This window comes from Brevundimonas sp. UYEF29 (genome assembly GCF_040546195.1).
Lineage (GTDB): Bacteria > Pseudomonadota > Alphaproteobacteria > Caulobacterales > Caulobacteraceae > Brevundimonas > Brevundimonas huaxiensis.
Map to the genome: position 1 here is coordinate 230,578 of NZ_JBEPNH010000003.1, position 22,436 is coordinate 253,013.

General features: G+C 68.5%; 24 protein-coding genes. 20 read left to right on the top strand and 4 right to left on the bottom strand.

Features of this window, described 5'->3' with window-relative positions; all coding sequences use genetic code 11:
• Positions 1-34 precede the first annotated feature (34 nt).
• Positions 35-874, top strand: coding sequence for a recombinase family protein (locus ABIB58_RS06715; RefSeq protein WP_354039847.1), 840 nt, complete (start codon positions 35-37; stop codon positions 872-874).
• Between the two features lie 129 nt (positions 875-1,003).
• Here ABIB58_RS06715 and ABIB58_RS06720 read toward each other — a convergent pair whose 3' ends face one another.
• The 3 genes from ABIB58_RS06720 to ABIB58_RS06730 form a co-directional block, all read right to left on the bottom strand.
• Positions 1,004-2,074 (bottom strand): ArsO family NAD(P)H-dependent flavin-containing monooxygenase, encoded by a 1,071-nt coding sequence (locus ABIB58_RS06720; RefSeq protein ID WP_354039849.1) that lies wholly within the window; start codon positions 2,072-2,074, stop codon positions 1,004-1,006.
• Positions 2,071-3,354: an arsenic transporter gene (locus ABIB58_RS06725; RefSeq protein ID WP_354039851.1), complete on the bottom strand. Its 1,284-nt coding sequence runs from the start codon at positions 3,352-3,354 to the stop codon at positions 2,071-2,073. The genes ABIB58_RS06720 and ABIB58_RS06725 overlap by 4 nt, the downstream gene beginning before the upstream one ends.
• Before the next feature lie 218 nt (positions 3,355-3,572).
• Positions 3,573-5,093 (bottom strand): alkaline phosphatase, encoded by a 1,521-nt coding sequence (locus ABIB58_RS06730; RefSeq protein WP_354039853.1) that lies wholly within the window; start codon positions 5,091-5,093, stop codon positions 3,573-3,575.
• 131 nt (positions 5,094-5,224) lie between these two features.
• Here ABIB58_RS06730 and ABIB58_RS06735 point away from each other — a divergent pair, with 131 nt between their 5' ends.
• The 16 genes from ABIB58_RS06735 to ABIB58_RS06810 all read left to right on the top strand — a co-directional run bounded on the left by ABIB58_RS06735 (position 5,225) and on the right by ABIB58_RS06810 (position 20,291).
• Complete coding sequence (locus ABIB58_RS06735; RefSeq protein ID WP_354039855.1) at positions 5,225-6,286, top strand: substrate-binding domain-containing protein; 1,062 nt, start codon at positions 5,225-5,227, stop codon at positions 6,284-6,286.
• Positions 6,287-6,336: 50 nt separating this feature from the next.
• A complete protein-coding gene (locus ABIB58_RS06740; RefSeq protein WP_354039857.1) occupies positions 6,337-6,672 on the top strand; it encodes an ArsR/SmtB family transcription factor in 336 nt (111 codons plus the stop codon).
• Between the two features lie 7 nt (positions 6,673-6,679).
• Positions 6,680-7,105 (top strand): arsenate reductase (glutaredoxin), encoded by a 426-nt coding sequence (arsC, locus tag ABIB58_RS06745; RefSeq protein ID WP_298745537.1) that lies wholly within the window; start codon positions 6,680-6,682, stop codon positions 7,103-7,105.
• Positions 7,102-7,842, top strand: coding sequence for an arsenical resistance protein ArsH (arsH, locus tag ABIB58_RS06750; protein ID WP_354039860.1), 741 nt, complete (start codon positions 7,102-7,104; stop codon positions 7,840-7,842). The genes arsC and arsH overlap by 4 nt, the downstream gene beginning before the upstream one ends.
• A 22-nt stretch (positions 7,843-7,864) precedes the next feature.
• A complete protein-coding gene (locus ABIB58_RS06755) occupies positions 7,865-8,392 on the top strand; it encodes an arsenate reductase ArsC (protein ID WP_354039862.1) in 528 nt (175 codons plus the stop codon).
• Between the two features lie 587 nt (positions 8,393-8,979).
• On the top strand, positions 8,980-11,046 hold the full coding sequence (locus ABIB58_RS06760; protein WP_354039864.1) for a ParB/RepB/Spo0J family partition protein: 2,067 nt from the start codon (positions 8,980-8,982) through the stop codon (positions 11,044-11,046).
• Between the two features lie 545 nt (positions 11,047-11,591).
• Positions 11,592-11,798 carry a hypothetical protein gene (locus ABIB58_RS06765; RefSeq protein ID WP_354039866.1) on the top strand — a complete coding sequence of 69 codons (207 nt, stop codon included), beginning with the start codon at positions 11,592-11,594 and terminating at the stop codon, positions 11,796-11,798.
• Between the two features lie 600 nt (positions 11,799-12,398).
• Entirely contained in the window at positions 12,399-12,695 is a 297-nt protein-coding gene (locus ABIB58_RS06770; RefSeq protein ID WP_354039868.1) for a DUF736 domain-containing protein, read from the top strand.
• Positions 12,696-12,760: 65 nt separating this feature from the next.
• On the top strand, positions 12,761-13,678 hold the full coding sequence (locus ABIB58_RS06775) for an ArdC family protein (RefSeq protein WP_354039870.1): 918 nt from the start codon (positions 12,761-12,763) through the stop codon (positions 13,676-13,678).
• A gap of 139 nt (positions 13,679-13,817) precedes the next feature.
• Positions 13,818-14,099: a helix-turn-helix transcriptional regulator gene (locus tag ABIB58_RS06780; protein ID WP_354039872.1), complete on the top strand. Its 282-nt coding sequence runs from the start codon at positions 13,818-13,820 to the stop codon at positions 14,097-14,099.
• The gene (locus ABIB58_RS06785) at positions 14,096-14,671 is read left to right on the top strand and encodes a DUF2840 domain-containing protein (protein WP_354039874.1); all 576 of its coding nucleotides are present in this window, start codon (positions 14,096-14,098) and stop codon (positions 14,669-14,671) included. Before ABIB58_RS06780 ends, ABIB58_RS06785 begins: the two co-directional genes overlap by 4 nt.
• On the top strand, positions 14,668-15,204 hold the full coding sequence (locus ABIB58_RS06790) for a S26 family signal peptidase (RefSeq protein ID WP_354039876.1): 537 nt from the start codon (positions 14,668-14,670) through the stop codon (positions 15,202-15,204). Before ABIB58_RS06785 ends, ABIB58_RS06790 begins: the two co-directional genes overlap by 4 nt.
• Entirely contained in the window at positions 15,201-15,935 is a 735-nt protein-coding gene (locus ABIB58_RS06795; RefSeq protein ID WP_354039878.1) for a lytic transglycosylase domain-containing protein, read from the top strand. The genes ABIB58_RS06790 and ABIB58_RS06795 overlap by 4 nt, the downstream gene beginning before the upstream one ends.
• A gap of 190 nt (positions 15,936-16,125) precedes the next feature.
• Positions 16,126-17,850, top strand: coding sequence for a DUF3363 domain-containing protein (locus ABIB58_RS06800; RefSeq protein ID WP_354039880.1), 1,725 nt, complete (start codon positions 16,126-16,128; stop codon positions 17,848-17,850).
• 21 nt (positions 17,851-17,871) lie between these two features.
• Positions 17,872-19,839 (top strand): conjugal transfer protein TraG, encoded by a 1,968-nt coding sequence (locus ABIB58_RS06805; protein ID WP_354039882.1) that lies wholly within the window; start codon positions 17,872-17,874, stop codon positions 19,837-19,839.
• Between the two features lie 8 nt (positions 19,840-19,847).
• Positions 19,848-20,291 carry a CopG family transcriptional regulator gene (locus ABIB58_RS06810; RefSeq protein WP_354039884.1) on the top strand — a complete coding sequence of 148 codons (444 nt, stop codon included), beginning with the start codon at positions 19,848-19,850 and terminating at the stop codon, positions 20,289-20,291.
• A 106-nt stretch (positions 20,292-20,397) separates the two neighbouring features.
• Here the strand turns inward: ABIB58_RS06810 and ABIB58_RS06815 are convergent, their stop codons facing one another.
• Positions 20,398-20,676, bottom strand: coding sequence for a hypothetical protein (locus ABIB58_RS06815; protein ID WP_354039886.1), 279 nt, complete (start codon positions 20,674-20,676; stop codon positions 20,398-20,400).
• A gap of 215 nt (positions 20,677-20,891) precedes the next feature.
• Between ABIB58_RS06815 and trbB the strand changes: the two genes are divergently transcribed.
• From trbB to ABIB58_RS06830, 3 genes are read left to right on the top strand one after another with little or no spacing between them, the layout of a single operon-like run.
• On the top strand, positions 20,892-21,827 hold the full coding sequence (gene trbB, locus ABIB58_RS06820; RefSeq protein WP_354039888.1) for a P-type conjugative transfer ATPase TrbB: 936 nt from the start codon (positions 20,892-20,894) through the stop codon (positions 21,825-21,827).
• Between the two features lie 24 nt (positions 21,828-21,851).
• The gene (locus tag ABIB58_RS06825) at positions 21,852-22,169 is read left to right on the top strand and encodes a TrbC/VirB2 family type IV secretion system protein (RefSeq protein WP_354039890.1); all 318 of its coding nucleotides are present in this window, start codon (positions 21,852-21,854) and stop codon (positions 22,167-22,169) included.
• Positions 22,169-22,435, top strand: coding sequence for a VirB3 family type IV secretion system protein (locus tag ABIB58_RS06830; RefSeq protein WP_354039892.1), 267 nt, complete (start codon positions 22,169-22,171; stop codon positions 22,433-22,435). Before ABIB58_RS06825 ends, ABIB58_RS06830 begins: the two co-directional genes overlap by 1 nt.
• Position 22,436 lies beyond the last annotated feature (1 nt).

Sequence of the window (22,436 nt, forward strand, 5' to 3'; positions counted from 1 at the left end):
CTGTTGATCTTCTATCGTCTCCATTGATATTTGAATGATCGACCCATTGACCTTCTCCCGAACACCCCGCGCAAGGCGTGCGGGGGCATGGTTCATTGTCGGAGACCGCGACGCCGCTTTTGTCCCCGCAAATCTCACGGGCTTTGCGAGCAAATGTGAACTTCTGATCGTTCGTGAATACGCCTGTCCTGATACGCTAGACGGACGCAAATCCACACGCCTTCAGGTCATTCAGGATCTAGAGTGCGGCAACATCTCCGCTCTTATTGCGGCCGATCTCACCGTCATCGCCCAGGGCAATTCCGACCTGCTGGATATAACCAATGCTTTAGCGCGTTCTGACGGACGCCTAATTCTATGTGACGACGATATCGACACCGACCGCTCGGGTGCGCCAGCTTTTGCAGCCGCGATCCTCGCGACGGCAGCGTGGCGGCGATCAATCGACGACACGACAGCCTTATCGCCCCTTCAGTCGCATACAATCGCTCACGTCAGAATCCGTACCCCAGCGCCGTTTGGCTACTGGTGGAGCGAGGGAAGGCTGGAACCGCATCCTCGAGAGGCTCCAATCCGTGCCGAAGTTTATACTCTCTTCGTCACTTTGCCGGATCTCGCTAAGGTCGCGTCAACATTAAACGCAAGAGGACGAAGGCTGAGGCAAAGAAAACGTTTCACGCCTGCTGACGTCAGACGTATTCTTCAAGATCCGGTTTCCATAGGCGTGTACCGGGGCAATCGAAAACCTGAATACGATCCTGCCATTGATGGGCTATCTGTGGCTTCTGTTCCGGTGCAACCATTGGTTTCCGAAAGCCTGTGGAAAGAATGTAACGCGCGACTTGGATTGCTGCGAATCACCGCAGACTCGTAACCGATCGCAGCGATGCGCCTCAGCCCATCCAATTTCGAACCTCCTGTCTCCGCCGTCTTCTGTCGGCAAGTCCCAAACGCGACGTCGGCGACGTGGCTACGCTCAGGACCCAAAAGCACGAACCCGACACTAGGGTGGGATTTGCGAAGCCATGAAGGCGTCGATTTCCTTGGCCGTCGCGCGGGCGGTGCGCATCACGCCGATCAAGGTCGCCGAGGCGGTTCCCGTCCATTCTCCGTAGCCCACCAGCCAGAGCCCCGGGAGGGCTGTGGAGCGCGTCCCGTCCGCACTGATCCGTCCGCTGTCATCAACGACGCCCAGAGGCTTAAGGATGTCGGTTGCTGGACGAAACCCCGTGCACCAGATGACGGCATCGACCGCTGTCTCGGCGCCGTCTGACCAGACGACGCCTTGGGCGGTCAACCTGTCGAAAGGCCGGACGGCGTGCAGCACCCCCCTCGCGCGCGCCTCTTTTACGGGCGGGACCATCACGACATCCCCGAAGCCGCCGGCCGGTAGATCCACCGACCGTTTTTCCTGCGCCGCGCGCCATCGCTCGGTGGCCCGCTGAAAAAGCACGCGTCCGTCCACATCGTCAGGCAGGAAGATCGGCTGCTGCGGCGTGACCCAGGTCGCGTCGGCGACCTGCGACACCTCCGCCAAAATCTGCGCCCCGGAGTTGCCGACCCCGACCACAAGCACGCGTTTCCCAGCGAAAGGCTCTGCGTTGCGATAGGCGGCCGAGTGAAGCTGCACGCCGTGAAAATCATCACCGCCAGGATAGTCCGGCACGAAGGGTTTGCGCCATGTCCCCGTCGCGGCAACCAGAGCGCGTGACCGCCTCTGACCCTTGTCTGTTTCGACGACGAAGCCGCCGTCGTCGCGCGTAACGGAGAGGATTTCCACGGGTCTTTCGACCGGCAAGCCGTATCGGCCCTCATAGTCCGCCATATAGGCGAGCACCGTATCACGGTCAGGGTAGGTTTGGCTCGGACGCTGCGGCATCTGCCATCCCGGCAGCGAACTCCACTCCGCCGGGGAGAACAGATGCAGCGAGTCCCAGCCGTGCCGCCAGGCTCCGCCCGGCCCCGCCTCACCGTCAAGGATGGCGAAGGACCTGCCGGTGCGGCGCAGGAAGTAGCCTGTCGCCAAGCCCGACTGCCCGCCCCCCAGCACAAGGACGTTCAGGAGACCGCTCACAGCGTCAACCGGATCGCCAGCGCCGCCAGGGTTACGGCCAGGACGGGAATAGTCAGCACCACCCCGACCTTGAAATAATAGCCCCAGCCGATGCGCACGCCTTTCTTGGCGAGCACATGCAACCACAACAGGGTCGCCAAGGAGCCGATGGGCGTCATCTTCGGGCCCAGGTCGCTGCCGATGACATTGGCGTAGATCATGGCCTCCTTGACCGGACCCGTCGCGGACGAGGCGTCGATCGACAACGCCCCGATCAGGACGGTCGGCATATTGTTGGCGATGGCCGACAGGAAGGCGGTCAGGAAGCCGGTCCCGAAGGCCGCCGTCCATACGCCCCCTTCTGCGAAACGATCGAGCAGGCCGGCAATGTGATCGGTGAGGCCAGCGTTTCGCAGCCCATAGACCACCAGATACATGCCGATCGAAAAGATCACGATTTGCCAGGGCGCCTCGCGCAGCACCTTGGTCGTGCTGATCGTCGGCCCTCGTCCGGCGACGATGAGCAGGATGACAGCGCCCACGGCGGCGACGGCCGAAACAGGGACGCCCATCGGCTCGAGGGCGAAGAAGCCGATCAGCAGAAGCGCCAGGACCACCCAGCCTGCGACAAACGTCGCCCGATCCTTGATCGCCGTCGCCGGCAAGGCCAGGCGATCCACCTCATAGGCCGGCGGGATGTCGCGCCCGAAGAACAGCAGCAACACGGCCAGGGTGGCAGCGATCGCCGCCAGATTCACCGGGATCATCACAGAGGCGTAGTCGCCGAAGCCGATGTCGAAGAAGTCGGCCGAGACGATATTGACCAGGTTGGAGACCACCAGCGGCAGGCTGGCCGTATCGGCGATGAACCCGGCCGCCATGACGAAGGCCAGGGTGGCCTTTGGCCCATACCCCAAGGCCAGCAGCATGGCGATGACGATGGGCGTCAGGATCAGGGCCGCGCCGTCATTGGCGAACAGGGCCGCCACCGCGGCGCCCAGGAGCACAAACAGCACAAAGAGCCGTCGCCCCTGGCCGCCGCCCCACCGCCCAACGTGGAGCGCCGCCCATTCGAAGAACCCCGCCTCGTCGAGCAGGAGACTGATGATGATGACGGCGACGAAGGTCGCCGTCGCATTCCAGACGATGTTCCAGACCACCGGAATGTCGCCCAATGACACCACGCCCAGCAACAGCGCGACAGCCGCTCCGCCCAGTGCGCTCCAGCCAATCTGCAGACCCTTGGGCTGCCAGATCACCAGGGTGATGGTGGCGATGAAGATTAGAACCGCGAGGATCATGTTGAAGCCTTCTTGGGGTCGATAGACCAGGCGTTGAAACGTCGGGCCCGCACGGGCGGTGCGAGCGCCTCGGCGCAGAGGGAATTCTCATCATTCATCGCTTGCCTCCGCACCCCGCCCCGCCCCCGGAGACCTGCGTCGTCGGCGACGATTTCGTCAACCTGCCCGGATAGCCGGAGATCAGCCGGTGTGACGCCCACGGCGAGGCGCGCCGCCGATCAGTCTTGGACCTGGGCGATCGCTTCGTCCTCGCCCGCGCCCGCGCCCAGGGCGTGAACCATGATGTGATAGATCAGGTTTTGCTCGATCGTTCCGGACAGCAGATGAGCCCAAGGTCCAACGCCTCGCGCAGCGACATCCTCGCCGCCATGGGCGGCTGACCGCATTGGCACCAGCGCCGGATGGGGCGTCTGGTCATGCGCCTCGTCGGCGAAGTCCGCACGCGAACCGTCGACGGCGCCGGGTCCGCTCGCATAGCTGAGAATCGCGTAACCCTTGCCGTCTGAAGCGATCGAGCGGGCGCCGTCGACCCGCGTCACCGATCCGAGAATCGGCGCTTCGCGGGGCGGATAGCCGCTGATCGTCAGATTATGACTGTGGTCGGCGGTGACGATCACCAGAGTGTCCGACGTGTCGACCATCTCCAGGGCGGCGGCGACGGCGTCATCGAGCGCGACCGTATCCGCAAGGGCGAGATCGGCGCGGCCCACATGGTGAGCGTGGTCGATGCGCCCGGCCTCGACCAGGAGCACATAGCCCTTGTCCTGCTGCTGCAGCGCCGCGATCGCTTTTTGCGTCATCTCCGCAAGCGAAGGCTCCCCGCCGACATCCTGATCGCGTTCGGCCTCATATTTCATATGGTCCGGCTCGAAGAGCCCCAACAGAGGCGCGCCTCTTTCCGGCGTCGCCGCCTCAAACTGCGCACGATTCCAGACGTAGCTTCCGGCGGGATGTTTGAGCTTCCACTCTGCGATCAGATCCCGCTCGTCCTGCCTCAGGCCTCGCGCGAGCGGGTCTTCGGGATCGGCTGCAGTCTCGGGCAGAAAGGCGGCGCGGCCGCCGCCGAGGACGACTTCAAAGCCGTCGCCGTGGGGCCAGGCGATCAGCTGGCTGGCGATATCCTTGCATCCCGCCGCGACGGCGGCGGCCGGCAGTTCTGCGTCGTGTTCCCAGTCACGCTGCGGCGTGTGGGCATAGGCGGCCGCCGGCGTGGCGTGGGTGATACGCGCTGTAGAGACAATCCCCGTGGCCAGACCCGCTGCCTCGGCGGTTTCGAAGAGGGAGACGGCGCCATGACCCACAGAGCCCGCACAGTCGTCGACCGCCACCGTGTGATCCACCCCCACCGTATCATTGCGGGCCTTCACTCCGCTCAGCAGCGCCGTGGCGCTAGGCGCCGAGTCTGCAACCAGACTGTCATGAGAATAGGTCCGAACCAGACCGGCGTAGGGCAACCGGTCCATAGTCGTCCAGGTCGAGGCCCCGTCGACGCCCCGGCTTTGACCTTGGAAAATACGCGCCGCCGTGAGGGTGCTCGTCCCCATCCCGTCGCCGACAAACAGAATAATGTTGCGAGCGCGGTCGGTGTTGGGCGTGACCACAAGGCGCGTCGCTAGATCGGCCTGGGCGGCGATGAAATAGGCGTCGGACGACTGAGCGGGCTGACTCATCGCCGTCTGAGCCGACAGGGCGGGAGCCATAAGCCCCACGAAGAAAATGGCGCTCGACACAGACTTCATCGGACATCTCCTGGTTCCCAGCCGTCATAGCGGCGAGCCCTCGGATATCAATCCATAATTCCGGATTTCCAACATTTTGGAAATTTGTCACAAAGTCTTGCTAAGCCTGTATCGAGCAAAGGAGATTGATCATGACGCCTCGGACCATTCTGACAAGCCTGGCCGCCGCCGCCTTGTTGACCGGATGCAGCGACGGCGCATCAGGCGAGCGTGCGCGCACCCAAATCTGGGCGGTCGGTTCATCGACGGTCTTTCCCTTCACCACGCGGGTGGCTGAAAACTTTGGACGCAACGCGCCTGGCGGCGCCCCTCGCGTCGAGTCGATGGGGACCGGCGGAGGCATACAGGCGTTCTGCGCCGGGATCGGCCCTCAGACGCCCGATGTCGCCAGCGCTTCCCGCCCGATGACGTCCGGCGAGTTCGAACGCTGCAAGACAAACGGCGTTGCGGACATCGTCGAGATCAAGATCGGTTATGACGGCATCGTCGTCGCCACGGCCCGTGACGGCTCGGACTATGATCTGCGCATCCAGGACCTTTACCTCGGCCTCGCCAAGGAAGTCCCGGAAGGCGCCGGCTTCCGCGCCAACGCGGCCACCACATGGGCCGACGTGAATCCCGCACTTTTGACTGATCGCATCCAGGTTTACGGCCCACCCCCGACGTCCGGTACGCGAGACGCCTTCCTTGAACTGGGCATGTCCGCAGGCGCCGAAAAAATCCCAGCTCTAGCCGCGCTCAAAGCCTCGGACGAGGATCGTTTCGAAGCCGTGGCGCATACGCTGCGTGAGGACGGCCACTGGATCGACTCGGGCGAGAACGACAACGCCATCGTCCAGACCCTGACCCGTACGCCTCGCGCGCTCGGCGTCTTCGGCTTCTCCTTCCTCAATCAGAACGCCTCGTCCGTGAAGGCGGCGTCGATCGACGGGGTCATGCCGTCGATCGAAACGATCGCCGACGGTTCCTACCCCCTCGCGCGCAGCATGTTCATCTACGTCAAGAAGGCCCACATCGGCGTCACACCAGGGCTCCAAGACTTTGTACGCGAATATTTGTCTGACGGCGCCATGGCGCCCAGCGGCTATCTCGCCGACCGAGGCATGATCCCCCTGCGGGCCGACGACCTGGCCGCGCAACGGGCGCTGGCGACTTCGCTGACGCCCATGACCGCGCCTTCCACCGCAGACTAAGCGCGGGGACGCCATCTTGACGCCGACGCCATTTCCACTAAATTGGAATTATGGAATCCGAACCCGCTATCCTGGCCCTCGCGGCCTTGGCGCAATCGACGCGGCTTGATGCGTTTCGCCTTCTCGTCCGGCATGAGCCGGACGGGATGGCGGCAGGCGAAATCGCCGACACCCTGGCCGTGCCCGCCAATACCATGTCGGCCCATCTCGCCGTGCTGGCCCGCGCCGGCCTTATCACCTCCATTCGGCGCAGCCGTTCGATCATCTATCGGGCCAATCTGGATCGACTGCGGGAGCTCGTGCTGTTCCTGCTCAAGGATTGCTGCGAAGGCCGCGCGGACCTGTGCCAACCTCTTCTGGCCGAACTGGCCCCTTGCTGCGATTGAGCCCCCAATGGACGTTGTCATCTATCACAACCCCGCCTGCGGGACGTCCCGCAACGCGCTCGAACTGGTCCGCCACCTCGGCATAGAGCCCCACGTCATAGAATATCTGAAGACCCCGCCCAGCCGGGCCCTGGTCGCCCAACTGGTCGAACGGATGGGCGTTTCGGTGCGCGACATCCTGCGCGAGAAGGGCACCCCCTATGCCGAACTGGGCCTGGGCGACGCAGGCCTGTCGGACGACCAGTTGCTCGACGCCATCGAAGCGCATCCCATACTGATGAACCGTCCCATCGTGGTGTCGCCCAAGGGCGTGAAGCTGTGCCGACCGTCCGAGGTGGTGCTGGACCTGCTGCCCGACGAAGGGCTGAAACCCTTTACCAAGGAAGATGGCGAAGTCGTCATCGACGCCGACGGGCGCCGCGTGCGCGGATGAGCCGACTTCGCGATCTGCCTGATGCCGACCATCTGCCGGCGCTCGATCCGGCCTATCTTTCGAATACCCCGGCGCTGGGCCTCGGCGCCGGCAATCCGCCGCCCCGCATGCTGCTGCTTTATGGCTCGCTGCGTGAGCGGTCCTTCTCACGTCTCTGCGTCGAGGAGGCGGCCCGTCTGCTGCGCCGCATGGGGTGCGAGATCCGCATCTTCGATCCGTCGGACCTGCCCCTGACCGACCAAGTGGCGGGCGACGATCATCCCGCCGTGCATGAGCTGCGCGAGCACGCCCTGTGGTCCGAGGGCATGGTCTGGTGCAGCCCGGAACGCCACGGCCAAGTCTCCGGGATCATGAAGCTCCAGATCGACCACCTGCCATTGAACATGGGCGGCATGCGCCCAACACAGGGACGGACCCTTGCGGTCATGCAGGTGTCCGGCGGTTCGCAGAGCTTCAACGCCGTCAACACCCTGCGCCTGCTCGGGCGCTGGATGCGGATGATCACCATCCCCAACCAGTCCAGCGTCGCCAAGGCCTTCATGGAGTTCGACGACGCCGGACGCATGAAGCCGTCCGCCTACTATGACCGCATCGTCGATGTGATGGAGGAGTTGGTCCGATTCACCATCCTCACCCGGCCGCACGCGCAGCGGCTGGTGGACCGGTATTCCGAACGCAAGGCGGCCGGAACCCCGATCGACGCCGCCGCCGACCTCTCAGCCATCGCCATCCGCTAGTTCAAGCCGCCCGGAGCCGCCCATGCCTGCCTCGTCCGATCGCAAATACTCGGTCCTGTTCCTGTGCACCGGCAACTCAGCACGATCGATCATCGCGGAATCGGTTCTGCGCAAGATCGGCGCCGATCGCTTTGAGGCCTTCTCCGCCGGCTCGACGCCGAAAGGTCAGGTTCATCCCATGGCCTTGAAGGTTCTGTCTGATCATGGCTATCCGACCGAGGGCCTGCGCTCAAAAAGCTGGGACGAGTTCGGAGCGGACGGCGCGCCTCCCATCGATATCGTCATCACCGTCTGCGACAACGCCGCGGGCGAGGTCTGCCCCGTCTGGCCGGGGCATCCCGTCTCAGCGCACTATGGTCTCGACGATCCGGCCGCCGTTGCCGGAACTGACATCGAAATCGAACGGGCGTTCGGGAGGACGTTGAAGGAGCTGTTGGCGCGGATCAGCCTCTTGGCGCAGCTCCATGTGGCGAACCTGGACCGCATGGCGTTGCGCAGCAGCGTGCAATCGATTCATGATCAGATGAGGCGGCCCGCTGCAGAAGACTGATGTCGTCCGGGGGGCGGACGAAGTGGGCGTTATCCGCCTGGACAGACCGGACTTCGGCGCCGAGATCGACGGCAGCGGGTCGGTGAGGCCATAGGCACGCCGGGTCGTCCAATAGACCTGACGCCCGCCCTCGCCCGTACCGGCTGGAGCAGCCCCGCCGCACCGCCGCCTCGCCCGGGCGGCCCGCACCGACCACAGGTTCGACCTCCCTCATCAACGGCAAGCTTGATCAGAGGACGGCGGCGGCGACGTCGCGCTCAAGCGCGATTAGACGCAATCCGCCGCCCGTCACTCCAGGCTTCGGATCGCAGCGCGATTTGCGCATGGTCGGCTCGGAAGAAGGACCCTCTTAGGGCTCCGCCCTCGCGCGGGCCAGGGTGAAGCGGCTTCGCCGCCGGACCGGCCGGTCTCCCCGGCCTTCCGCGCCGGCGATTGCCGTCATGATGATCCTCAGGGTCAGGCTTGTGCAGGTCGGGCGATCCCCCTCCGGCCGGTCCGCCCTGGCCCTTGCTACCCCGGTCTCGCCGACGGGCAGGGTTTCTGGCGCGCGCCTTGCGCGTCTGCAACCCATGCCCAAGGAGGCAGACATGACTGCTCACTCCCCTCAGACCGCCCCGACCTCGGCGACGCCCGCGACGGCGGCCGGAACGCTCCTCGGCGCGACCCTCGTCGTGCCGCTGAACCGGCTGAAGGCCTCGCCGCGCAACGCCCGCAAGACGCCGCATGCATCGGCGACCCTCGAAGCGCTTGCCGCCTCGATCAGAGCCAAGGGCGTCTTGCAGCCGCCCGTGGTCGAAATCGAGCGGAAGCCGGACGGCCAACCCACCGGGGCCTATCTGGTCACCATCGGCGAAGGGCGGCGGCAGGCGCTGCGCTTGCTGGTCAAGCGCAAGGCGATCAAGCGGACCCATCCGGTGCGCGTGACCGTGGACGAGACCAACGACGCCCATGAAATATCGCTGGACGAGAACGTCACCCGCGAAGCCATGCATCCCGCCGACCAGTTCGAAGCCTTCCGACGCGTCGCCGAAGAGAAGGGTTGGGGGGCCGAGGAGATCGGCGCCCGGTTCGGCGTGTCGGCGCAGACGGTGCGTCAGCGGCTGCGGCTCGGCGCCGTCGCGCCCGATCTGATCGCCGCCTATCGGGCAGGCGATGTCTCGCTCGACCAGCTGATGGCTTTCGGCGTCAGCGACGACGGGGCGCGCCAGCAACAGGTGTTCGAGCAGATCGGACCCCACGCCCCGCCCTACGCCATCCGTCGCGCCATGACCGAGACCAAGGTCCGCGCGGACGACCGGCGCGCCCGCTTCATCGGGCACGCCGCCTATGAGGCGGCGGGCGGCGTGATCCTCCGAGACCTCTTCACCGAAGACGGCGGCGGCTGGCTGGAGGACGCGGCCCTGCTCGACCGGCTGGTGGCCGAAAAGCTGGCGGACCTCGCTGAAGACGCCCGCGTGCGCGAGGGCTGGGCTTGGGTCGAGGCCCACGCCGACTTTCCACACGGGACCGGCTACGGCCGGGTCTGGCCCGAACCGGTCGAGCGGTCCGAGGCGGAAATCTCGGCCGTCGCCGCCCTGGCGGAGGCGTACGACCGTCTGGTCGCAGAGGCGGACGAGGACGGCCTGACGCCCGATCAGGACGCCCGGCTGGAAGAGATCGACAAGGCCTTGCAGGACCACGGCCCCGACGTCGCCTATCGGCCGGACGACCTCGCCCGCTCGGGCCTGATCGTCACCCTCGGCCACGACGGTCTGGCGCGGTTCGAGCGGGGTCTGGTCCGCGCCGAGGACGCGCTGCGGCCCTCCGATCCGGACGCGACCGGCGCCGATACCGGGATCGATACGGCCGAGGACGCGGCGACGGGGACCGGCGATGACGCGCCCGGCGACGAGCCCGACGAGGGGCTGGCGCCGCTTTCGGAGCGGCTGGTGATGGACCTGACGGCCCATCGCACCGCCGGTCTTCGCGCCGCGCTCGCCGCCGCGCCGACCGTCGCCCTGACCGCCGTCGTCCATGCGCTGGCCCTGCAGGTCTTCTATCCCGGCCATGAGCAGGCCACGCCGCTGCAGGTGCGGCTGGTCCGGACCGGACTGGAGCGGCTCGCGCCCGGCGTCATGGAGGGTCCGGCGGGCCGCGCCCTCGCCGAACAGGGCGAGGCGTGGGCCGCGCGCCTGCCCGCCAAGCCGCAGTACCTGTGGGCGGTCTTGACGGCCCTGCCCGGCTCGGAGGTGCTTGACCTGCTCGCCTATTGCGCGGCGCTCGGCCTCAACGCCGTGCGCGACCCGCATGATCGGCGCCCGGCGGCGTGGGCGCAGGCGGACGTTCTGGCGACGGCCCTGTCGCTGGACATGACCGCCGTCTGGTCGCCCACGGCGGCGTCCTACTTCTCGCGCATCTCCAAGGCGCGGATGCTGGAGGCCGTGGCCGAGGCCCGCGACGCCGCCGAGCCGGAGCGGATCGCCGGGTTCAGGAAGATGGACATGGCCGAGGCCGCCGAACGGCTGGTCGAAGGCACGGGCTGGCTGCCGATCCTGCTCCGGACGGCACCCGCCGAGGCGGACACAATCTCGGAGCCGAACGACGCCAGCGCGTCAGAGGACGAGGCGGATTCGGCGGCCGTCGATCCCGACGCCTATCCCTTCGCGGCGGAATAGGACGCCGCGAGGTTTGAGAAAGGGGCCGCGCCCGAGAGGGCGCGGCCCTGATCTGTCCAGCCGCCTATCCGCCGCCCTGCCAGTCCTCTGTCGATGGGGTCGATCCGGCGTTCCGCCGGAAAGGGGTCAGCCTCATCCGTGCGCCCGCCGCGCGGGTGCGCGACCGCCCCGACCGTCCCGACCGGCGGACGGACGGACCAACCGGCCGACGGTCAAACCCGGCGGGCGGGCAGTCAAGACAGGCCAGACGACCAACAGGCGTGACCCGTCACGCGTCCGCGCCGAGTCCTCGAGCGCCGGGAGACCGTCGTCGCCTCGCGGCGTCATCGTCAGGCCCCGTCACGCCCGACGCGGCGGCGCGCGTCGCGCGTCGCGCCCCCAAAAGACCAGTCGTAAACCCCCGCCATAGCTGACGCGGCCGGGGCCATGCTACGCGCCCAAGGATTGCACGATCCGCGCGCCCCGCAGATAGTCGCCGAGCGGGCCTCGACGCGCCTTCAGGCCGACCGCGCCCGCCTCGCCGATGTCCGCCGACAGGAGAGGGAATGACCGTCGAACAGCTGATCGCCGTCCTGTCGCGCCTGCCGCCTCAGCTTCGCGACGTCATGCCGGGCGAGATTTTCGAGTTCGAGGACGTCCACGCCGCCTTCGTCGATCTCGTCTGGTTCGATGGTCAGGCGTGGCAACTGACCGACGAGCGACAGGCGGATCGGACCGAGGTCGTGCGACTATTCGGACCGGACGCGCCCTGAACCCCGGCCCCAGCGACACGACCTCGCCGCCTGCACCACAACTCGCCCTGAGCAGGCTGAAATCGCCGTCCCCCGCGCAGGATGCAGATCGGGGCGGGGAAGCTGGGATCGCCTGATCCGCCTTGTAGATCGTTGCGATTCGTCTGAGCGGTCGTCTTCCCCATCGGCGGTCCCGCGCCGCCTTCGCCGCCCCGGTTCCGGAGCGCCGCGTCCTGCGGTCGCGATCATCATCCGGCAGGTGGTCTGGTGCACACGCGCCTGTGGTCAGCCCCCCGCATCCACGCCGTCGCCTGCGCCGATGAAGGCTCCAAGCCTCGCCTTGTCCGCCTCTCTCGGACGGCCCGATCACGCCGCGCGCGGCCTCTCCTGGCTTGATCTGTCCAATCGTCCCCCGGTCTTCGCAACCGTCGACGACGACTTTCTTCCCCGGCCTTTCGGCCTCCTCGCGAGACAAGAAAGACGTTGCCTCCTGGTCCTTCGCCAAGGCTTCGGGCCCCGTGGCGCCTGCGGCTGCGGGGCTGCGGACCGGCGTCCGCTCGCCTGCCGATCGCCATCGAGGCCGCGGCTGGCGCGGCCCGATCCGCAAAAGGAGAGACGAACATGGCGACCATTGGAACCTTCACCCGCAACGACGACGCCTACGCGGGCGCCATCAAGACCCTGAGCCTGAATGTGCGCAACGCCCAGCTCCGGCCGAACGACAAGACCGACGACAAGGCCCCCGACTATCGGATGTTCTCCGGCGCCATCGAGTTCGGCGCCGCCTGGAAAAAGACCTCCCAGGCCAACCGCGACTATCTGTCGGTCAAGCTGGACGATCCCAGCTTCCCCGCCCCGATCTACGCCTCCCTGGTCGAGGTGGACGGCGGCTTCAGCCTGATCTGGTCGCGCAACTGAGCGCACGGGCGGCGGCGCCGAGGCGCCGCCGCCCTCCCTTTCAACCCTTGTCTGGAGAGGATGTCATGACCCGTCCAACCCCTTCCGCTCGCCCCGATGTCCACGCCGACATCACCACCGCCATCCTCGCCGATCTCGAACGCGGCGTCCGCCCCTGGACCCGCGCCTGGACCGGCGCCGCCCAACGGCCCCGACGCCACGACGGCCAGCCCTATCACGGGATCAATGTCCTCCTCCTGTGGGCCAGCGCCGCCGATCAGGGCTTCGAACGGCCCACCTGGATGACCTTTCGTCGGGCCCTCGCGCTCGGCGGCTGCGTCCGACGCGGCGAGACCGGAACACGCATCGTCTTCGCCGGATGCCGCGAAGGTCCCGCGTCACCGTCCGAAGACGCGGCCGCGTCGGACGACGTCCGCCCCGCCGCTGACGCCAGGGGCGCCGTCTTCCTGAAACGCTACACCGTCTTCAACCTCGAGCAGATCGACGGTCTGGAGGCCCGCTATCCTGCGCCGGCGCTGCTCCCCGAACCCGTGCGCGACGCGCGGGCCGAACACTTCCTCTGCGCCGTCGGCGCCGACATTCGACACGGCGGCGACACCGCCTGTTATCTGCCACGCGAGGATCGGGTGCGCATGCCGCACCGCGCACGCTTCGAAACCCACCAAGCCTATTACGCCGTCCTCGCCCATGAACTGATCCATTGGACCGGCCATGCCAGCCGGCTGGACCGTCTGGGCGGCCTCGTCCGTTTCGGCGACAGCGCCTATGCGCGCGAGGAACTGGTGGCCGAACTGGGCGCCGCCTTCCTCTGCGCCGACCTGGGCCTGTCGCTCGAACCCCGCCCCGACCACGCCGCCTATCTGGCCTCTTGGCTGAAGGTGCTCGGCGACGACAAACGGTTCATCGTCGCCGCCGCCGCCCATGCCGAGCGGGCCGTCGCCCTGTTGAGCGCCCTCGCCGGAACGCTCGATCATCCAGGCTGAGGCGCGCCACACGGCCGATGCCCGCCCGGCATCGGCCGATGCCCGCCGGCCGTCTACCCGCACACGCCGCCTCGCGAAATCCTGCGCGCGTCCGGTGCGTCGCCGCTCAGCGCCGCGCCTCCCGTCTCAGGAGACCGCCATGACCGACGCCGTCACCCCCATGCCGCCGCGCTTTCTGCGCACCCCCGAGGCCGCTCGCCATCTTGGCCTGTCCGGCCGCACCCTGGAGAAACACCGCTGCTACGGCACCGGCCCGATCTATCGCAAGATCGGCGGCCGGGTCGTCTATGCCCTGTCCGACCTTCAAGCCTGGGCCGATCGCGGCGCGCGAACCTCGACGGAGGCGGCCGTAGACGATCCGGTTCTGCCCGCGCGGCGCCCGGGATCGACGGTCGGTTCGTCCTCGGGACTGCGGCGATGAGCGGCCCGCCGCGCAAGTCGGACGGGTCCGATCCGGTGCGCGCCCCCCGTCCCGCACCGCCGCTCGCGCTCGTCGCAGACACAGCTTCCGTCGCGCGCGACGCCCTCACCTGGGTCGAACTGATCGACGACGAAGGCCGCGCCGAACGCTGGATCCGCTTCGGCGCCGTGGTCGAGACCCACAGGGTCAGCGCCCATAATCAGTTCGTCGGTTTCGCGCCGGGCGCCGTCTTCGCCTATGTCCGCTGGGCCTGCGGCCCGCGCGGCGCCGTGGGCGCGAGGCTGGATATCCTGCAGGCGGTGGAGCGCGGCGCGGCCCGCACCGCCATCCCCGGCGTCACGCCCGGCGCCGTCAGCCTGCTGCGGCTGAACGGCTGGGCGCGTGTCCGTCACGCCCTGGCGGTGATCGACGCGGTCGCGGAAACCGGCGTCGCGCTCGAGGCGGTCGCGCCGGATCATTGGCGTCACGTCCACAACCGAATGACCGCCGGACTTCTACCTCAGGCCTATAGCACGGCGCGACACCGGGCCCTGAAACTGCGCCAGGTTCTGGGCGGGGACGGTCGCTCGTGAGCGCGCGTCCTGCGTCGGCTCGCCGCGTCTCGATCCTCGGCGCAGCCGCCGTCGGCGTCGCGGCCGTCGCCTTTTCCGTCGTCGCGCCGCCGACGCCGCGCCTGATCTGGAACGCCAGCGCCAGCGCGCCGATCGGCCTCTATCGGCTGTTCCCCGACGCGCCCCTCGCCGTCGGCGCGCGCGTCGCCTATCGCCCCACGCCGGACCAGGCCCGGCTGTTCGCGCATCGCCGCTATCTCCCCGACGGCCTGCCGTTGCTCAAACCCGTCGCCGCCGTCGCGCCTTCGGTCGTCTGCCGCAAAGGCGAGACCCTCACGATCGACGACCGTATCGTCGCCCAAGCGCGGCGAACCGATCGAGCCGGCCGCCTTCTGCCGGTCTGGTCGGGCTGCCGGACCTTGAGCGCGGACCAACTCCTGTTGCTGGCGCCCGACAACCCCGACTCGCTCGACGGCCGATACTTCGGGCCGGTCTCCCGAACGCGAATTCTCGGCCTGGTGACGCCGCTGTGGCTGAATGGATCGGGCCGATGAGGCGCCGCTCTTGGGGTTTGATCCTGGTGATAGCCGGGATCGCGACCGCGCCGGGCGCCCTCGCCCCGGCGCCGGTCCACGCCGCGTCGCCGTCGGACTGGACGACGGATCGGGCGTCGTCCTCGCAACCCTACGAGGCGCTGATCGCCGAGGCGGCCAATCGTTTCGGCGTGCCAGAGACCTGGATCCGGGCCGTGATCCACGCCGAAAGCGCCTTCGATCCGGACGCGGTCTCGTCGGCTGGCGCGCTCGGCCTGATGCAGCTGATGCCCGCCACCTATGCGGAGATGCGCAGCCTTCACGGCCTCGGCGCCGACCCTTTTCTCCCGCGCGACAACATACTCGCCGGCGCCGCCTATCTGCGCCATCTGCATGATCGCTTCGGCTCGGGCGGCGTCCTGGGCGCCTATAACGCCGGCCCAGGGCGCTACGCCGAGCATCTGCGCACCGGCCGCGCCCTGCCCGCCGAGACCCGGATCTACGAACAGCGCGTGCGTCGCGCGCTCGCGCGGAAGGGGCGCATCGAGGCGGCCTCGGGCGTCGGGAATCCCTCGCCTACGCCGCCCACAACGCCGCCTGATCCCTATGCCTCGCCTCTGTTCGTCCGTCGTGCGGCGCCGGCGTCGCTCGCCGCCCCCGCCGCCGCCGCCGCCGTCCCCACCCCTATGGCGGCCTCCATCGGCGCGGCGCCGTCGACGGCTCGGTCGCTTCCTCTGGGTGACCGGGAATGAACCCCAAGGTGGTCAGAAAGCCCGAAAGACAGGGAGGGCAAGATAAAAGCCGCAAGGTGCGGCCTGGGGTGGGGGTGGGATTTCCTCGCCGTTTCAACCGCTTGGCGCAAGGCGCGCGTCGAAGCCGCACCTTGCGGGGAGACCGAACCGACGGAAATCGTTGGAAAATGCGCACCTTGTCGAGGGCGTCATGAGCCGCGACGAGGAGTTCGAGCCGACGCCCGGCCGAATCCGTGATCGGGGCGTCTCGCGCCTGCCCACCGCCCTCAACCAGATCAAGGCGGCGACCCAGCGCGCCGGCGGACGCGGCTCCGGCTCAGGACGCGCGCCCGGCGCCGGGCCCAGCACCTTCGGCCGCGGTCGCCCCGCCGCCTTGCTCGCCCGCCACGTCGCCGCCCGCCGGACCGTGGTGATCAAGGCGCGGGTGGTGCGGCAGGCGGCCGGTCGCGCCACCCTTGGCGCCCATCTGCGATATCTGGTGCGCGACGGGACCACACGCGACGGCGCTGCAGGCCAGCTGTTCGACGCCGAGGCCGACGGCGTGGACCGCAAGGGGTTCGCCGAACGGGCCGGAGACGACCGGCATCATTTCCGCTTAATCGTCTCGCCCGAAGACGCCGACCAGATAGCGGATCTGCGGAGTTTCGCCCGCGACCTGGTCAAGACCATGGAGGCCGATCTCGACACGCGCCTCGACTGGGTCGCCGTCGATCACTGGAACACGCCCCATCCCCATGTCCATCTGATCGTGCGCGGCGTCGACGATACCGGCGCCGATCTGGTCATCAGCCGCGACTATATCGCCCAGGGTCTGCGCGGCCGCGCCGAAGCCCTGGTCGAGCGCGAGCTCGGTCCCCGCAGCGAACGCGAGATCGCCCGAGGCCTGGCCAAGGACGCATCGGCCGATCGCTGGACCCGGCTCGACCGCCTCCTCGCTGCGGAGGCCGGGCGCAACGACGGCCTGATCGACCTGCGGCCGGTCGGTCGCGAGGCGGCGCCGGCGCCCTCGCCCGTAAGGCTGGCGCGGCTTCGCAAGCTCGAGGCCCTGGGCCTGGCGCGGCCCGCCGGCGTCGGACGCTGGCGCCTGTCGCCGGAGGCCGAGCCGACGCTCAAGGCCCTGGCGCGCCAAGGCGACTTCATCGCCCGCCTGCATGACGCGATGACGGCGGACGGACGCGCCTTCACCCCGCCGGTCTGGTCCGCCGAGGAGACCACCCAGACGGTGATCGGACGGGTGGCCGCGCGCGGTCTGGACGACGAACTGACGGGCACAGGCTATGTGCTGATCGAAGGGCTCGACGGCAGCCTCCACCACCGCACCGTCCATGACGCCGCCCTGCCCGATCCCCCCATCGGCGCCATCGTCGAGGCGGCGCCGGCCAAGGGCGCGGGCCTGCGCCATCAGCATCTGCGCGTCCGCACCGATCTGGCCCTGGACCGTCAGGTCGAGGCGGACGGCGCAACCTGGCTCGATCGCCTCCGCGTCGATCCGAACCGGCCGGCCTTCGGCGCCGGATTCGGCGCTGCAGTCGCCGAGGCCTTCGAACGACGAGGCGACTGGCTGGTCGCCCAGGGTTTGGCGACGCGCACCGCTGACGGCGTGACGCCCCGCCCTCATCTGCTGGCCAAACTGTCCGCGCGCGAGCTCCAGGCCGCCGCCGCCCGTCTCTCCAACGAGACAGGCCAGCCTTATCGCCCGGACGCCCTCGCCTCTGAAGACGCCGTCTATCGCCGGCGTCTGATCCTGGCCTCGGGCCGGTTCGCCCTGCTCGACGACGGCCTGGGGTTCACCCTCGTGCCCTGGCGTCCGGCCATGGACCGCCATATCGGCCAGGCCCTGCCGTTCGAACTTCGCGGTCGCAGCGGCCCCGGCGCGCCTCCCGTCCCCAACCGCAGCCGGGGCCCCTCGGTCTGACCCTCCGCACAGGAACCGCCCATGTCCGCCGGACGCATTCTCTGGGGCCAGATCGGCCTGGTCCTCGCCCTGGTCCTCGCCGGCGTCATCGGTGCGGGCCAATGGACGGCCTGGCGGCTCGGTTACCAGGCCGCGCTCGGCGCGCCCTGGTTCGCTGTCGGCGACGTGCGAATCTACCCCCCCTTCGCCTTCTTCTGGTGGTGGTTCGTCTATGACGCCTATGCCCCGGACATCTTCCTCGAAGGCGCGGGCGTCGTGGTGTCCGGCGTCGCCCTCGCCGTGTCGTGCGCCTTCGCCATGGCGGTGTGGCGATCGCGCGAGGCGCAGGCGGCCACCACCTACGGCACCGCGCGCTGGGCGGGAACGACCGACGCCCGTGCGGCCGGGCTGCTGGGCGAGGACGGCGTGGTGCTCGGTCGGCTCGACGACCATTATCTTCGTCATGACGGCCCCGAACATGTGCTGTGTTTTGCGCCGACCCGGTCGGGCAAGGGCGTCGGCCTGGTGGTGCCCAGCCTGCTGACCTGGCCCGGCTCCGTCCTGGTCCATGACATCAAGGGCGAGAACTGGACCCTGACCGCCGGTTGGCGCGCCCGCTTCGGTCCGGCGATCAAGTTCGATCCGACCGACCCCGCCTCCAGCGCCTACAACCCGCTCGCCGAGGTGCGTCTGGGCGAGCGCGAGGTGCGCGACGTCCAGAACATCGCCGACATCCTGGTCGATCCCGAAGGCGCGCTCGAACGGCGCAATCACTGGGAGAAGACCAGCCACGCCCTGTTGGTGGGCGTCATCCTCCACGTCCTCTATATCGAGCCGGACAAAACCCTGTCCGGGGTCGCCGCCTTCCTGTCCGATCCCCGCCAGCCGATCGAGACCACGCTTCGGCGGATGATGACGGCCCAGCACCGCAAGGACGGCCCTCATCCGGTCGTGGCCGCCGCCGCCCGGGAACTCCTCAACAAGAGCGAAAACGAACGCTCCGGCGTCCTGTCCACCGCCATGAGCTTTCTCGGTCTCTACCGCGACCCGATCGTGGCGCGAGCGACGGCGCGCTGCGACTGGCGCATCGACGACCTCGTGGGCGGCGATCGGCCCGTCAGCCTCTATCTGGTCGTGCCGCCCTCCGACATCAGCCGCACCAAACCTCTCGTGCGCCTGATCCTCAACCAGGTCGGCCGCCGCCTGACCGAGGACCTGGAGGCGGGTCAGCGGCGCCGGCGGCTGCTGATGATGCTCGACGAGTTTCCGGCGCTCGGCCGGCTCGACTTCTTCGAGACCGCCCTCGCCTTCATGGCCGGCTATGGCATCAAGGCCTTCCTGATCGCCCAATCGCTGAACCAGATCGAGAAGGCTTACGGCGCCTCAAACGCCCTTCTCGACAACTGCCACGTCCGTGTCGCCTTCGCCGCCAATGACGAGCGCACCGCCAAGCGGATCTCCGACACCCTGGGCACGGCGACCGAACTACGGGCCATGCGCAACTACGCCGGCCACCGTCTGTCGCCCTGGCTCGGTCATCTGATGGTGTCGCGCCAGGAAACCGCGCGGCCGCTCCTGACTCCCGGCGAGGTGATGCAGCTGCCGCCCGACGAAGCCCTGGTTTTGGTCTCCGGCTGCGCCCCGATTCGCGCCCGCAAGGCCCGCTACTACCGAGATCGCGAGTTGAACCGTCGGGTTCTGCCGCCCCCTCCCCCACGCCTAACCGCGTCCGACGGCGATGCGCCGAGACCAGGCCTGGGCGGGGATGACGAGGCGGGCCGCCCGACATTGGCGGGCGCGGCGGACGCCTGGCGCGACGCCGCCGCCGAGGGTGGCCCGCGCCAGGAGCCGGACCTGGAGCCCCCGCCCGTGCCCACCACCCCGCCCGCCCCGACCGATGCGCTCTTCATCGAAGACGACGAGGCCCCCGTGATCGAAGCTGCCGACACCGATCTGCGGCGGGTCGCGCGTCAGGCGGCGCTCGACCCCGACGACGGCATTCCGCTCTGAGGCTCGCCATGCGCAAACCCTTCCTCACTGTCTATCTCGACCCGGACCTCCTCAAAGCGCTTGAGACCTACGCCAAGACCCGCGGGGCGCCCAAGTCCACGGTCGCCGAAGCCGCCATCGCCAGCTTCCTGACGCCCGACGCCTCGGATCAGAAGGAAGCCGCTCTGAGCCGCAGGCTCGATCGGCTGGATCGCCGCACGGATCGGCTGGAGCGGGATCTCGGGATTGCCGTCGAGATGCTGGCCCTGTTCATCCGGTTCTGGCTGACCGCCACCCCCGCCTTGCCCGAGGGTGCACAAGCGGCCGCTCGGGCCAAGGGCCGCGAACGCTATGCCGGCTTCGTCGAAGCCTTGGGACGGCGATTGGCGAACGGCCGGGCCTTCGCCAGGGAGGTGCTCGAAGAGGCGACGCCTTCGGGCGGGGCGACGACACCGCCGACTCCGCCGGACTGAGCGCAGGCGAATCCCGCCTCACCCGCCGGATCGGCGCCCGGCGTCCCGGTCTCAGGCGGGCCGGCTCAACCGCCTCGGTCTTAGGGCGGTGACGGTGAGCGCCGTCTCACGCCTGGGGTCGCGGGCCGAGCGCGCGATAGGGCTCGCCGCGCCCGCCGGCCGCGGCCCGCGTCAGGACGGACGTCTCGAGACCAGCGCCAATATGGATCTGGATGTCGCGATGCCGCAGCCCGTCGTGCAAGGCGCTGCAGGTGGCCCGAACGGCGGACAGCCGGTCGATCCAGACATCGGTTTCGAAAAGAATCAGCCCCGGCGCCAGATCGGCCTGGTCTTTCGCGGCCAGCGCCATGGCGTCGAGACGGTCGTTGAGTTCGGCTTCGGTCATAGGCGCCCAGAGGCTGAGTCGGCCCGTCGCCGATTGCCTGGGACGCTTCCGGGCGGTCGGACACGCGGTCTCCGCAGGGCTAAAACCGAAGCCCGCAAGTCATTCTACGCCCCCGCCCTACGCCCCCGTCTCGACTGTTGCGGCCGAGGGAATTTCGCTCCTCTTAATCGCCCGTCCGAGATCGCGTTGCGATCCCCAACGACGGAGCCTGCGCCATGATCGCCGACCGAAGCCTGCGGATGCTGCAGACCGCGCTCGGCGTCGCCATCGGCGACTTGCTGAACGAGGACGACGTGGTCGAGGTGATGCTCAACCCCGACGGCCGGATCTGGGCCGATCGCCTCGGTGTCGGTTTGGCCGACACCGGCCATCGTCTGTCCCCAGCGGACGGTGAACGGCTGATTCGACTCGTCGCCCATCAGGTCGGCGAGCGGGTCGATGCCGAACGGCCTCGGATCTCGGCCGAACTCCCCGGCGGCCAGAGGTTCGAAGGCCTGATCGCGCCGGTCGTGACTGCGCCGACCTTCGCCATCCGCAAACCCGCCGTCGCCGTCTTCCGTCTGGACGCCTATGTCGCCGCCGGCGTCATGACCAAGGCCCAGGCCGATCATCTTCGCCTTGCGGTCGCCACCCGCAAGAACATCCTGGTCGTGGGCGGCACCTCGACCGGCAAGACCACCCTGGTCAACGCCCTGCTCGCCGAGATCGCCGAGACCGGCGACCGGGTGGTGCTGATCGAGGACACCCGCGAGCTTCAGTGCGCCGCGCCCAATCTCGTCGCCCTGCGCGCCAAGGCCGGATCGGCCAGCCTCTCGGACCTCGTGCGCTCCGCCCTGCGCTTGAGGCCGGATCGGATCCCGATCGGCGAGGTGCGCGGCGGCGAGGCCCTGGACCTGATCAAGGCCTGGGGCACCGGCCATCCGGGCGGCGTCGGCACCCTTCATGCCGGCTCCGCCACGGGCGCGCTCGCCCGGCTCGAACAGCTGATCGAGGAGGCGGTCGTCACCGCGCCGCGCGCTCTGATCGCCGAGACGATCGATCTGATCGCCGTGCTCGCCGGTCGCGGCGACGCCCGCCGACTGGTCGAGCTCGCCGCCGTCGACGGCCTGTCCTCCGCCGGCGCCTACCGCCTGACCCATCTCGAACCCTGAAGCTTTCCGATGAAGGAGCCATCCATGATCCGCCTGTCCCGCCGCGCCGCCGCCACCATCCAACTCGTCCTGGTCCTGGCCGCCGCCTCCCCGGCCCTCGCCGGCGGATCCTCCATGCCCTGGGAGGCCCCGCTGCAGTCCATCCTGGAATCGATCGAAGGCCCCGTCGCCAAGATCATCGCCGTGATGATCATCATCGTCACCGGCCTCACCCTGGCCTTCGGCGACACCTCGGGCGGCGCGCGTCGCATGATCCAGATCGTCTTTGGTCTGTCGATCGCCTTCGCCGCCTCCTCCTTCTTCCTCAGCTTCTTCTCCTTCGGCGGCGGAGCTCTGGTTTGATGGCCGAAATCCTGCCTGAAGACTTCACCGCTCCGCTCCGCCGATCGCTGGTCGAACCCATCCTGCTGGCCGGCGCCCCGCGCACCCTGGCCATGGTCAACGGCACCCTGGCCGCCGCGCTCGGCCTGGGCCTGCGCCTCTGGCTCGTCGGCCTGGGGGTCTGGATCGTCGGTCATGGATTGGCGGTCTGGGCGGCGCGCCGCGACCCGGACTTCGTCGAGGTGGCCCGCCGCCACCTGCGTCTTCCGCCCTTCCTGGACGCCTGAG